Origin of the sequence: Streptomyces prunicolor, from assembly GCF_045162825.1 — a bacterium.
Classification (GTDB): domain Bacteria; phylum Actinomycetota; class Actinomycetes; order Streptomycetales; family Streptomycetaceae; genus Streptomyces; species Streptomyces prunicolor.
In genome coordinates, this window is sequence record NZ_CP108676.1 from 5,945,702 (window position 1) to 5,958,974 (window position 13,273).

At 71.1% G+C, this 13,273-nt stretch carries 9 protein-coding genes; 4 read left to right on the forward strand and 5 right to left on the reverse strand.

Translation table 11 applies throughout. The features are described 5' to 3' along the window. Positions 1–65 precede the first annotated feature (65 nt). The 3 genes from OG588_RS27470 (at position 66) to OG588_RS27480 (ending at position 7,865) form a co-directional block, all read left to right on the forward strand. Entirely contained in the window at positions 66–707 is a 642-nt protein-coding gene (locus OG588_RS27470) for a hypothetical protein (RefSeq protein ID WP_405949625.1), read from the forward strand. A gap of 105 nt (positions 708–812) precedes the next feature. Then, positions 813–2,960, forward strand: a complete 2,148-nt coding sequence (locus OG588_RS27475) for a flotillin family protein (protein ID WP_405949626.1) — start codon at positions 813–815, stop codon at positions 2,958–2,960. Positions 2,961–3,047: 87 nt separating this feature from the next. Continuing rightward, positions 3,048–7,865 carry a DNA repair ATPase gene (locus OG588_RS27480; RefSeq protein WP_405949627.1) on the forward strand — a complete coding sequence of 1,606 codons (4,818 nt, stop codon included), beginning with the start codon at positions 3,048–3,050 and terminating at the stop codon, positions 7,863–7,865. 43 nt (positions 7,866–7,908) lie between these two features. Here the strand turns inward: OG588_RS27480 and OG588_RS27485 are convergent, their stop codons facing one another. Beyond that, entirely contained in the window at positions 7,909–8,286 is a 378-nt protein-coding gene (locus OG588_RS27485) for a hypothetical protein (RefSeq protein ID WP_266860045.1), read from the reverse strand. A 281-nt stretch (positions 8,287–8,567) separates the two neighbouring features. Here OG588_RS27485 and OG588_RS27490 point away from each other — a divergent pair, with 281 nt between their 5' ends. Beyond that, complete coding sequence (locus tag OG588_RS27490) at positions 8,568–9,611, forward strand: acyl-CoA desaturase (protein ID WP_405949628.1); 1,044 nt, start codon at positions 8,568–8,570, stop codon at positions 9,609–9,611. A 17-nt stretch (positions 9,612–9,628) separates the two neighbouring features. On the opposite strand, the gene OG588_RS27495 is transcribed toward OG588_RS27490, so the two are convergent. The 4 genes from OG588_RS27495 to OG588_RS27510 form a co-directional block, all read right to left on the reverse strand. Continuing rightward, positions 9,629–10,375 carry a GAF domain-containing protein gene (locus tag OG588_RS27495; RefSeq protein WP_405949629.1) on the reverse strand — a complete coding sequence of 249 codons (747 nt, stop codon included), beginning with the start codon at positions 10,373–10,375 and terminating at the stop codon, positions 9,629–9,631. Then, positions 10,372–11,130, reverse strand: coding sequence for an ANTAR domain-containing protein (locus OG588_RS27500; protein WP_405949630.1), 759 nt, complete (start codon positions 11,128–11,130; stop codon positions 10,372–10,374). Before OG588_RS27500 ends, OG588_RS27495 begins: the two co-directional genes overlap by 4 nt. A gap of 64 nt (positions 11,131–11,194) precedes the next feature. Beyond that, positions 11,195–11,581 (reverse strand): STAS domain-containing protein, encoded by a 387-nt coding sequence (locus OG588_RS27505; protein ID WP_405949631.1) that lies wholly within the window; start codon positions 11,579–11,581, stop codon positions 11,195–11,197. A 184-nt stretch (positions 11,582–11,765) separates the two neighbouring features. After that, complete coding sequence (locus tag OG588_RS27510; protein ID WP_405949632.1) at positions 11,766–13,178, reverse strand: helix-turn-helix domain-containing protein; 1,413 nt, start codon at positions 13,176–13,178, stop codon at positions 11,766–11,768. Positions 13,179–13,273 lie beyond the last annotated feature (95 nt).

Below are 13,273 nucleotides of genomic sequence, written 5' to 3' on the forward strand. Positions count from 1 at the left end.
GTTCCGCGATCCGCGGATCCCCGTGGGCTGTGTCGGGGCGAGTCGGGGAACGGGGGGCCGGGATCATGGGGGCGTTTCTCGCTGCCGCGATCGGGTTTCCCACCGTCGTCTTCACCGCCGCGCTCATCGTGGTCGTCCTGTTCTGGCTGCTGGTCGCGCTGGGCGCGGCGGACGCCCACGGACACGCCCACGCTCACCTCAACTCCCGTGCGCACAAAGAAGGTTGGGGTTTCGGCGGGGTGCCGGTGACTCTCGCCTTCTCGCTGTTCGTCGCCGTCGGCTGGCTGATCAGCTACTGCGCGAGCGTGCTGCTGGTCCCTTCGGGCCCGGTCGGAATCCTGGTCGGGGCGCTCGTGCTGATCGGCACGGTGTACGTCTCCTGGCAGGCGACCAAGCTGTTGGTACGACCCCTGCACCGCCTGTTCCCCGACGAACACGGGCCGTCCCGGCTGGACTTCGTCGGGCTGACCTGCACCATCCGCACTGGGCGGGTGGACGCCGGGTTCGGCCAGGCCGAGGTCAGGTCGGCGGACGGCTCGGCCGCGGTGGTCCAGGTCCGGCAGCCGGACGGCGACCTGACGCAGGGCGCGCTCGGCAGCGGCAGCACCGGACTGCTCTACGCCTACGACGAGACCGGCGAGTTCTTCTGGGTCGCGCCCTACGACAGCGCGCTGGACCCGAGGACCGGCCCGGGCACGACGGGATAGACCGCCAACGTCTGTTGGCCTACGGCCGTTGCCTACGCCTGTTGGTCAACCCCTGTTGGCCCACGCCCGTTTCATCACCCTTCTCATTCCTTGGGGACCCATGTCATGAACGCCATCACCGTCGGCATCGGTGTGTTCGTCGCCGTTGTCCTGCTCATCGCGCTCACCCTGCTCCTGGTGGTCGGCCGGCTCTTCCGGAAGGTGGAGCAGGGGCGGGCGCTGATCGTCTCCAAGACGAAGAAGGTCGACGTGACCTTCACCGGTGCCGTCGTCCTGCCGGTGCTGCACAAGGCCGAGTTCATGGACATCTCGGTGAAGACCATCGAGATCCGCCGTACCGGGCGCGAGGGCCTGATCTGCCAGGACAACATCCGCGCCGACATCCACATCAGCTTCTTCGTGCGGGTCAACAAGACCGTCGAGGACGTCATCAAGGTCGCGCAGGCCATCGGCACCCAGACCGCGAGCGACCCGGTGGCGATCCAGGACTTCTTCGCCGCGAAGTTCTCCGAGGCGCTCAAGACCGTCGGCAAGCAGCTGGACTTCGTCGATCTCTACACCAAGCGCGAGGAGTTCCGGGACCGGATCATCCAGGTCATCGGCACCGACCTCAACGGCTACCACCTCGACGACGCGGCCATCGACTTCCTCGAACAGACACCGATGACCCAGCTCGACAACCAGAACATCCTGGACGCACAGGGCATCCGCAAGATCACCGAGCTGACGACCATCGAGCACGTGCGCACCAACGAGTTCCAGCGCACCGAGCAGAAGGAGATCACCCGGCAGAACGTCGACGCCCGGGAGACCATCCTGGAGCTGGAACGCCGGCAGGCCGAGGCGGAGATCAAGCAGCGCCGTGAGGTGGAGGTGCTGCGGGCGCGCGAGGAGGCCGCCACCGCGAAGGTGCAGGAGGAGGAACGGCTGGGCGCGCAGGCCGCGTTCCTCCGCACCGAGGAGCAACTCGGCGTCCAGCGCGAGAACCAGGCCCGCGAGATCGCCGTCGCGCAGAAGAACCGCGAGCGGGTCATCGCCGTCGAGAACGAGCGCATCGAGAAGGACCGCCTCCTCGAAGTCATCGCGAGGGAACGGGAGACCTCGCTGTCCGGGATCGCCAAGGACAAGGAGGTCGAGGCCGAACGCCGCGAGGTCGCCGACGTGGTCCGGGAGCGGATCGCCGTGGACCGCACGGTCGCCGAGCAGGAGGAGGCGATCAAGAAGCTGCGGGTCGTCGAGGAGGCCGAGCGCACCCGCCAGGCTGTGATCATCGCCGCCGAGGCGGAGGCGCAGGAGAAGCTGGTCAAGGACATCAAGGGGGCCGAGGCCGCGGAGGCCGCCGCCAAGCACCGCGCCGGTGAGCAACTCACCCTCGCCGAGGCCCGGTTGAAGTCCGCCGACCTCGACGCCCGCGCCAAGCTGCGGCTCGCCGAGGGCATCCAGGCGGAGGCAGCGGCTGCCGGACTCGCCGAGGTCCAGGTCCGCGACAAGGAGGCCGAGGTCACCGTGAAGGCGGGCCGCGCCGAGGCTGAGGCCACGGGGGCGCGGTTGCGCGCGGAGGCGGAAGGCACCGAGGCCCGGCTGCGGGCGGAGGCCGAGGGCACCCGGGCCAAGGCGCTCGCCGAGGCCGAGGGCGCGCAGGCGAAGGTGCTCGCGCAGGCGGAAGGCGTACGGGCGAACGCGCTCGCGGAAGCCACCGGCATCGGCGAGAAGCTCAAGGCCGAGGCGGAGGGCCTCACCGAGAAGGCCGCCGCGATGGCCGCCCTCGACGACGCCTCACGCGGGCACGAGGAGTACCGCCTGCGGTTGCAGGCCGAGAAGGAGATCCGGCTGGCCGGGCTCGATGTGCAGCGGCAGGTCGCGGAGGCGCAGGCCACGGTCCTCGCGACCGGCCTGGAGCACGCCGACATCGACATCGTCGGCGGCGACTCGGTCTTCTTCGACCGGCTGATCTCGTCGATCTCGTTCGGCAAGGGCGTCGACGGTTTCGTCGCCAACTCCCAGACGGCACAGGCGCTGGCGCGTCCCTGGCTGGACGGCACGTCGAACATCGCCGACGACCTCGGCCGCGTCCTCGGGTCGGTCTCCACGGCCGACGTGCAGAACCTCACCGTGTCCGCGCTGCTGATGAAGCTGATGACCTCGGACACGGCCAACGCCGGTCAGGTGCGGCAACTGCTGGAAAGGGCAGGTGAGTTGGGCCTGGCGGACACCCCGCTGACCGCGCTCAACGGGCACCCGGCGAAGGCCTGACCGGCCCGACCCCACCGACGGTCCGGAACTGCCGCACAGGGGACGGCAGTTCCGGACCCCACCTCCTGCGAGATCTTGAGAGGGACCATGACCACCGGCCTGGACACCGGCACCTACGAGGTCCTGCGCGACCGCCTCGCCGCACAGGCCGCCGAACTCGCCCGCCGCGCGGAGGCGCTCAACGCCCGCCGCACCGAGGAGTTCGGCTCCACCCGCCTGGAACTCACCGGCACCGAACGCCTCGACACCGAGCACCCGGCAACGCCGCGCGACCTCGTCGCCGTAGGAGACACCCTCCTCTTCGGCCGCCAGGTCTCCCTCGGTGTCACCCGGGAGGCGACGGTCGCCGACGTGCTCGCCCTGCACGACCGTCACGACCTGCGCCGACTGCCCGAGAACGCCGTACCCGGACTCCTCGACGACCCGGACTTCGTGCGGGAGTTCACCGCCCTGCACCGGTACTACCGTCAGGCTCGGCTGCTCCAACTCCGGTGCCTGGACGGCAAGTTGCTGGCCGTCTTCCGTACCGGAGAGAAGGTCGACGACATCCGCGTCCTGCGCTGGGCGCTCGCGGAGGACGGCCGGTCGGCGACCTTCCTGGATGCGCACGGCGAACGCGACCACGTCTTCCCGCCGCCGTACGACTTCGACTGGACGGAGACGACCCGTGAGGACCTTGTCCCCGGCCGGCATCCGCACGTCCGGATCCAGGACGGGCTGTACGTCGAAACGGTGGGCGGCACTCTCACCGTCAAGGTGGAGGACAACACCGAGACGGGGGAGGGGATTTACTCCGAACCGGTGGACGAACCGCTGCAGTCGCCGGCCGACGCGGAGATCGCGTACGCGCGGGTGGGGGCGCTGGTGCTGCTGCGGGTGCGTCCTTACAAGGAGGAGGCCCACCGTTACCTGGTCTTCAACACGCTCACGAAGTCCGTCGTGCGGCTCGACGGGATCGGGCTGTCGTGTCAGCGGCTGCCCGAGGAGCAGGGGATCGTGTTCCCGGGCGGGTACTGCCTGGTCACGGGGGTGTGGAAGACCTTCGAAGTGGACACTGCCGGGCTGGGTTTGGAGCGGGTGGTGCGTTCGCCCAACGGGGAGGACGTGCTGTTCGCGTACCGGGCGCGGGTGCCGGGGCGGAGCCTTCTGCTGCCGTACAACATGATCCGCAAGGAGGTCGCCAGCCCGTTGTCCTGCCAGGGGTGGGCGCTCTTCGACGACGGTGTGTTGATGGTGCTGCGCGGGGGTGGTGAGGGGGAGGCGGCGCGCGTCCATCCGTTGCGGGTGTGGCGTACTCCGTATGTCTCGGACACGTATGCCGCCGCTCAACTCGTCGGGTCCGGGCCGCTGTTCAGGGTCGGGAACGCCGATCTCGTGCGCGGGATCTCCGACTGTCTGTCCCTCGCGGGTGCGGTGGCCGGGATGGAACCCACGGCGGAGGTGTACGAGGCGTTGGCCGGTGCGTGTGTCCGGGCGGCGGACTCGTACCACTGGCTCGGGGACGCCGAACTCGGGGATCTGGGCGGCCCGTTGGGGGACGTCCGGGTCACGGCGGAGCAGGTCCTGGCCGAGTTCGAGACGGTCCGGACGCTGACCGCCCGTGCGGCGGACGCCCTCGCCGAGGCGACGGAGCGGCTCACCGGGCTCGTACGGCGGCTGCGGGGTGAGGCGCCCCGGGATGCGGCGGGGTGGGTCGCGGGACTGACCGAACTCCGGCGTGTGCAGGGGCACTTGCTGACGTTGAAGGAGATGCGGTACGCGGACCTCGCGCGGATCGACGAGTCGGCGGCCGGGGCGGAGGCGGAGCTCGGGGCGTTCGGGCAGCGGGCGGTCGGGTTCCTGGCGGGGGAGGACGCGTTCGCCGGGCACCATGAGGTGATCGGTGAGTTGATCGCGGAGGCGGGGGCCCTCGGTACCGTTGCCGAGTCGGCGCCCGTGGCCGCCCGGCTCGACGAACTCACCGACGGGCTGCGGACGGTGACCGAGGTGATCGCCGGGCTCGACATCGGTGACGCCACGGTCCGTACGTCGATCCTGGAGCGGATCGCCGAGGTGCTGGGCGGGGTCAACCGGGCCCGTGCCACGTTGGAAGCCCAGCGAAGGGAGTTTCGGGACCGGGAGGGCCGGGCGGAGTTCGCGGCCGAGTTCGCGCTGCTGGGCCAGTCGGTGACCGGCGCGCTCGCGGACGCGGCGACACCGGAGGCCTGTGACGATCAACTCGCCCGGCTGTTGGTTCAGTTGGAGAACCTGGAAGCGCGCTTCGCGGACTTCGACGACTTCCTCGCCGAACTGACCGGCAGACGCGCCGAGATCTACGAGACCTTCTCCGCCCGCAAGCAGACGCTGGCCGACGAACGCGCCCGCAGAGCAGAGCAGTTGGCGGACTCGGCGGTCCGGGTCCTGGAGACGGTCGGGCGCCGGGCGGCCACGCTCGCCGACGGCGACGCGGTCAGTACGTACTTCGCCTCCGACCCGATGGTGACGAAGATCCGCCGCACAGCCGACCAACTCCGGGACCTGGGCGACCGGATGAGGGCGGAGGAGCTGACCGGTCGGCTCGCGGCGGCCCGCGAGGAGGCGGTCCGTGCCCTGCGCGACCGCACCGACCTCTACACGGACGGCGGCCGGACCCTGCGCCTGGGCCGCCACCGTTTCGCCGTGAACACCGAGCCCCTCGACCTCACCCTGGTCCCCGCCGGCGACGGTCTCGCCTTCGCCCTCACCGGCACGGACTACCGAACCCCGGTCACCGACCCGGAGTTCGCGGCCACCCGCGAGTTCTGGGACCGCCCGCTGCCCTCCGAGTCGCCGCGCGTCTACCGCGCGGAACACCTCGCCGCCCGCCTCCTCGACGAACACGGCGCCCAGGCCCTCGCCCAGGAGCCCGACCTGGCCGCCCTGGTCCGCCGGGCCGCGCAGGAGTCGTACGACGAAGGCTACGAACGCGGCGTGCACGACCACGACGCGACCGCGATCCTGATCGCGCTGCTCCGCCGGTACGAGGGCGCGGGCCTGCTGCGGTACGAACCGGCCGCCCGGGCAAGGGCGTTGCTGTTCTGGACGCACGGCACGAGCGCGGAGGCGAGGGCTGGCTGGACGCGTCGGGCACGCTCGCTCGCGCGGGCCCGCGACACCTTCGGACCGACCGCGGCCGTCGCCGACTTCCTGACGGAACTGGCCGAGCGGACCGGCGGGCCCGCCGCCGCGTACCTCTTCGACGAACTGACCACCGGCCCCGAGGGCTTCGTGATCAGCGCCGCCGCACGCACCATGCTCGACAAGTTCCGCCGCACGGTGGGGAGTTCGGCCTACGACGACGATGTGCTCGCCGTCGACGAACTGACCGCGCGCCGCCAGCTGGTGGAGGCGTGGCTGACCGCGTACACGACGGCGTCCGGCACGGAGACCGACCCCGGTGACCTCGCGGAGGCGATCGCGGCCGAACTCTGCCCGGACGCCGTGCGGTACGAGTCGGACGCGCGGTTGACGGAGACGGTCGGGGGACTGCTGGGCACGCACCCGCGTATCGAGGCGGGCGTGCTGTCGCTCCGGATCGATGAACTCCTCGCCCGGACCAGGGAGTTCAGGGCGACGGACGTTCCCGGTCATCGCGCGTACCAGCGGCGCCGTACGGCACTGGTCGCGGCGGAACGTGCCCGGCTGCGCCTCGACGAGTACCGGCCGCGTGTGCTGTCGTCGTTCGTGCGGGGGCGCCTGGTCGACGAGGTGTATCTCCCGTTGGTCGGCGACAACTTGGCGCGGCAGATCGGTACGACGGGGGAGGGGCCGCGTACCGGCGCGAGCGGGGGCCTGCTGCTCCTCATCTCACCGCCGGGGTACGGCAAGACGACCCTCATGGAGTACGTCGCCGATCGGCTCGGGCTTGTGCTGGTCAAGGTGAGCGGGCCCGCCCTCGGGCACGGCGTCACCTCCCTCGACCCGGCCGAGGCGCCGAACGCGACCGCTCGCCAGGAGGTGGAGAAGGTCAACTTCGCGCTCGCGGCCGGCAACAACGTGCTGCTCCACCTCGACGACATCCAGCACACGTCCCCCGAACTCCTGCAGAAATTCATCCCGTTGTGCGATGCGACGCGGCGGGTCGAGGGCGTGTGGGACGGGGCGCCGCGCACATATGACCTACGGGGGAAACGGTTCGCCGTCTGCATGACCGGCAACCCCTACACCGAGTCGGGCGGGCGTTTCCGGGTGCCGGACATGCTGGCCAACCGTGCCGACGTGTGGAACCTCGGCGACGTACTGACCGGCAAGGAGGCGGTGTTCGCGCGGAGTTTCCTGGAGAACGCGCTGACCTCCAACCCGGTCCTCGCCCCGCTGGCCGGCCGCGACCGCGCCGACCTGGACCTGCTGATCCGGCTGGCGGAGGGCGACACGACCGCCCGCGCGGACCGCCTGTCCTACGCCTGCGATCCCGCCGAACTCGCCCGGATGGTGGGGGTGTTGAGGCATCTCATCACCGCCCGGGACACCGTGCTCGCGGTCAACTCCGCGTACATGGCGTCGGCGGCCACGACGGACACGGCGCGCACGGAACCGCCGTTCCGGCTCCAGGGGTCATATCGCACCATGAACCGCGTCGCCCAGCGCATCGAGCCGGTGATGAACTCCCTTGAACTGTCGGCGGTGTTGGACGACCACTACACCGCCGAGGCGCAGACCCTGGGGACCGGCGCCGAGGCGAACCTGCTGAGGCTGGCGGAGTTGCGCGGCACGCTGAGCGCCGAACAGGCCGTGCGCTGGGGGGAGTTGAAGGCGGCGTACGTGCGTTCGCGGGGCATGGAGGAGAGTAACCCCTTGAGCCATGCCGTGGCGGCCCTCGGGGTGCTGGCCGAGCGGGTCGGAGCGGTGGAGTCGGCGATCATCCGGGCGAGCGGCGGCCCGGGATGACGGTCACCGACCTCCGCGTGAGGCCTCCCCGTACGACCAACTGCTAGAGCTGGAGCAGCCGTTGGGTGATCTCGCGGTACTGCCGCAGCGCGTTGCGGAACTCCTCGGACTCGGACTCGGCCTCCGACGGGGACTGCGCCTGGGACTCGGGGTCCTGGTCCGCCCAGGCGGCGCGCAGGAGGTCGCGGCGGGCGGCGAGGGCGGTCACGAGCTGGGCGGTGGCCTCGTCGTAGGCGCTCTCCGCCTCCGCGAGGGCGTCGCGCGGGGTGTCGGCGAAGGTGTTGAGGGCGTGTCGCAGGCGCTGGAGGACCTTGTCCCGCTCGCTCGACGGGAGCAGCGGCTCCGGGCCCGGGGTGCGGCGTTCGGAGGGGGTGCGGTTCTGGCCCGCGGGTTGTTGGGCGCGTGTCTGGTCGTACATCATCGGGAGTCGCTTCCGTCCCGCCCGAAGGCGTTTTTGGGATCGTCCGTGCACCGGCCACTGCCCTGCGCCGTGCTGCCAGTCAACGTGCGGCGACGGTTCGTGTCAACGCGGCGGTCACGCGCTCCCGGCCGACCCGTTCCGGCGCTTGCCGGAGTACCGTGGAAGGACCGAGGCCTTCGCGCGCCGATGTCCCGCTCCGGCGCCGTGTCCTCGCGTTTCCCTTCACAGGGGCAGCCCGTGACCCCGGCCGCGCCATCCGCAGCGAGGCCGAGGAGTTTGGCATGGCCACCGTCTCCACCCCACGCCCTGCCCCGAAAAAGTGTGACACTTTCGGTGAAAGTGACACACTTCTGCCGGACACCTATCCCCCACCCCCGCCCTCGCCCTACGACGGCACCTCCCCCTTCCCGCCGGACGAGGGCCCGGCGCCCGTGCGGGACGGCGGAGGCCGGATCTACGTCGGCGTCACCGCGGCGATCGTCGTCCTGCCGTTCGTGGGTCTCGGCCTGGCCGGCTGCCTGCTGTGGGGGCGGCTGATCCACCCCGTCGACATCGTGCTCGCGGCCGTGCTCTACACGATCTCGGGTCTTGGCGTCACGGTCGGCTTCCACCGCGGGCTGACCCACGGCTCGTACCGCGCGATCCGGCCCGTGCGCATCGCGCTCGCGGTAGCCGGGTCGATGAGCTTCCAGGGCGATGTCATCGGCTGGGTCGCCACCCACCGCCGCCACCACGCCTTCACCGACCGGCCCGGCGACCCGCACTCGCCGTACCGCTACGGCACCCATCTGTGGGGCCAGTTGCACGGACTGCTGGACGCCCATGTCGGCTGGCTGTTCCGCAACGAGCAGACGCCGCCCGAGCGTTACGCCCCCGACCTCGTCGCCGACCCCGACATCCGGGCCGTCTCCCGCGCCTTCCCGTGGCTGTGCCTGCTCACCCTCGCGCTGCCGTTCGGGCTCGGCTGGGCGATCGGCGGCAGCTGGCTGTACGGCGTAACAGGCTTGCTGTGGGCGGGACTTGTGCGTATCGCGCTGCTTCACCACGTCACCTGGAGCGTCAACTCGCTCTGCCACATGATCGGTGAGCGCCCCTTCCGCACCCGCCGCCACGACCGCGCCACCAACCTGTGGCCGCTGGCCCTGCTCTCCTTCGGCGAGAGCTGGCACAACCTCCACCACGCCGACCCCACCAGCGCCCGGCACGGCGTCGACCGCGGCCAGATCGACCCGTCGGCCGCCGTCATCCGCCTTATGGAGCGCGCCGGTTGGGTCTACGACGTGCGCTGGCCGACCGCGGACCGGGTCGCCGCCCGCCGCGCCTGACCTCGGCCACGACGCGGCTACGACGCGTGCGGTGCCGGGATGGTCCTGGTGTCGAAGTCCCCCTCGATGATCTGCGCCGCGAGATCCGACAGGCGCAGATGGCGGGCGCGGGCGTAGGAGCGGAAGGCGGTGAAGGCGTCGTCGACGGACGTGTTCCAGCGCTCCGCCAGCACACCCTTGACCTGCTCGATGAGGATGCGGCTGGTGAGCGCGTTCTGCAGTTGGCTGTTCTCGACGTGCGACTGCTCCAGCGTGCGCTGCTGGAGCACCGCGATGGTGGCCACGTCGGCGAGCGCCTGGGCGAGCGCGATGTCGTCGTCGCCGAGGCGGTGCGGGGTGCTCTGGAAGAGGTTGAGCGCGCCGACGACCCGGTTGCGCAGCCGTAGCGGAATGGCGTGCGTGCTGACGTACCCGGTCTCGCGGGCCTGCGCCGCGAAGCGCGGCCAGGCCGCGGTCACCTCGGTCCGTGTCAGGTCGATGTTGGTGCGGGCGGCGCCGGTGCGGTAGCACTCGACGCACGGGCCCTGGTCGTGCTGGAGCGCTAGGAGCTCCAGCAGGCGGGTGTGCTCGTCCGAGGCGGCGATGATCTGCAGTTCGCCGTGTGCGTCGACGAGGAGGATGCCGGCCGCCGACACGTCGAGGAGCTCGACGCAGCGCGCGGACAGCCGGTGCAGCAGGTCGATGACGTCGAAGTCCTCGACCAGGGAGTCCGCGACCTCCACGAAGATCTCGGCCAGACGTCGTTCGCGGGCCATGGCGATCATCCTTTTCCAGTGTCGGGCGAGTACGGCCCGCTTATATCGTCGTCCAGATCGTCCCCGAAGCGGAGTCTGCGGGCGACCACGTCTGCCGCGACCTCACCCAGGGGGCGTTCACTGCCGTAGGCGTGGGCCCGCAGGCGCAGCAGGGCTTCCTGTATGGGCACGCCCAGTTGGACACTGATCATGCCGGTGGCCTGGTGCACGACGGGGCGGTTCAGCCCGGTCGGCCAGTCCGGAATCCGGTCCGGGCGGGGTGCGGTGCCGTTCGCGTGCCCGTTTCCGCGCCCCGTTCCGTTCAGGAACGCGCCGGTCAGGGCGGCCGCCAGGGCGGTGGCGTCGGCGTACTGCTGCTCGCTGATCCGCCGGTCGCCGTCGCACAACACGGTCAGGACGCCGACCCGGATCGCCCCGATGCCCAGCGGGAACCCGCACACACCCTCGACGCCCATGTCACGCGCGGCCGGCAGCAGCACCGGCCACCGCTCGGGGCGCACCCGGTCCAGGTCCGGCTCCAGCACGGGCGCACCGGTGCGGACCGCCTCCGGGCCCGGGCCCTCGCCCAACGTGAACTGGAGTTCCTCGAAACGGGCGCTCAGTTCGGGATGGCACCACAGCGGCTCGGCCGTACGGTCGGCGCCGACCAGCAGCGACAGGGCGACGCCCGCGGCATCCAGCGCCCGGGCGCAGGCCTGCGCGGGATCGCCGCCCTGACCGAGGCGCAGCGACCGCAGGACTTCGGCCATGCCGTCGCTGATCACCGTGCTCCGTTCCGCGGCCGCCGGGGCGCGTCGAGACGATGTGCCGACCGGCTTCCGCCGTACCCTACGTGGCCCGGCGCTCCAGCGCGCGGTCGGCGAGCACGCCCGTCCACGCGTCCCGCACACTCGCGTACCGCGGGAACCGCTCCACCAGACCGGCGGCCCGGAACACCAGCAACGGACCGGGCCGGGAGTGCACGACACGCAGCCATCCGAGCCGCCCACGGCACTCCTCCCAGGCCGTGCACAACGGGTCCAGAACACTGCCGTCCATAAAGGTCACGTCGAGCAGATCGACGATGAGGAAGAGCCGCCCCGTACCGTGCCGGGCTTCCTTCAACTCCTGCGCGAAGGCGGGCACGGTTGTCAGATCGAGCTCACCGCGCGCCCGGACCACTCGTAGTTCATCTGGTTCATCTGATGCGTCGAACAGATCAGGATGCGGGCGCATGTGCCCCAGCTCCCCTGTAAGAGAGTGGCTTTCGCCTTCTTGCGCAGGGCCTCTGTTGCGCGGAAAAAGAGTGCACGGAGAGGGCCGGGGTCCGGGGCTGCCGTACGACGAGCCTACTGCCGGGAAGGGATATGCCGAGAGCCGTTTCCGGCTAATGGGTACCGGTTTCGGCGTTGTGGTCGTTTCAGTCGGCCTGATGCGGTATCCACTCGCTGTCGTCCAGCGAATAGCCGTACTGCGGACGCCCGTTCATCCCGCTGGTGTGGAACGGCTTCCCCTGGTCGTCGATGCGCAGCACGCCGTGCCGGGTGCCGCTGGTCCAGTTCAGCTCCAGGTACCAGCGCACATCCTGGGAGGCCGCGGCGGCCGTGATGTACAGGACCTCGGGATCGCTCTCGCTCACCTTGTACGGCAGCCCGGTCTGCCCGGCCTTCGGCGTGGCCACCGGCCGGGTCGCGTCCAGCCCGACGTCGAAGGAGTGCGTGGGCACCCCGCCACCGCAGCCGACCCCCACATACCCCATGGTGTACGCGTTCCAGGCGAGCGGCGCTCCGCTCTGCACCACCCGCACGTTCAGCGACTGGAGTACGACGGTGTCCTGCCCGGTGCCCTGAACAGTGAGCTCAAGGTACTGACTGTCGGCGGACACGGCCCCCAGCGCGCTCACCCAGCTCGGGGCGTCCTGCTCGGTGGGCGGCGGCGGCACCTTGGCCGCGTCCTCGTCGACCAGGTAGGTCTGACTGCACGGACTCTCCCAGGCGTACGGCCGTGAGGTCACCGTCAGCGGAACGGCTGCGGTTGCTGCGGCGCCGTCGGACCTGCCACTCGGGGTGGCGGACGTGCCGGTCTTCGCCGTGGCGGACCCGGAGGGGTTCGCGCTGCCGGAGGGCGAGGTGGAGGGGGAGGGGGAGGAGGTCACCTTCGCCTTCGACTTCGACGGGTCGGAGGGGGAGGCGCCGCGTCCGGTGGAGGTCACGGCCCCGGCGTCCTGCTTCCGGTCGCCGCCGCCGTCGCCGCCGGACACGAGCCGGGGGACGAGCGCGGTGGCGGCGACGACCACGGCTACGGCGGCGGCTGTGAGGAGGGTGGTGCGGCGGCGGGTGCGGGGGCTGGAGTTGGGGGGCTCGGCTGTCTCGGGGGGGCTTGCTTCGGAGGTGGGGATGGGCGCGGGGGTGGTGATCGCCTCGGTGCCGGTGGGCGGGGGAGCGGGAGGGGTGGGACTAGGGGGAGCGGGAGTGGGAGTAGAGGGGGCGGGGGAAGCGGGGGTGCCGGTGCTCGCGCTCGGTCCCGAAGTCGCCGCTGCCGCTGCCCCTGTACCCGTCCCGGCGGCAGCCCGCCGCTCCCGCTGGCGTGCCCCGTCGGCCAGGATCCACCGGCGGTGGGCCTCGACGAGCTCGTCCGGGGTCGCCTTGCAGAGCCGGGCGAACCGCTCGACGGGGGCGTACTCGGTGGGTACGGCATCGCCGTTGCAGTACCGGTGCAGCGTCGACGTGCTCATGTGCAGCCGCTTCGCGAGCACGCCGTAGCTCAGCCCCGACCGGTCCTTGAGCTCCCGTATCAGTGCCGCGAAATCGGCGGTCTCCTCAGGCCCTGCCACCCTGCCCCCATTCCAGTCGAGCGTTCCAGGGAATCAGTGTTCCCCCAGGTAAGAGCCGGTGCGAACGTTCCAGGTTCCCATAACTGCCGGCTGTC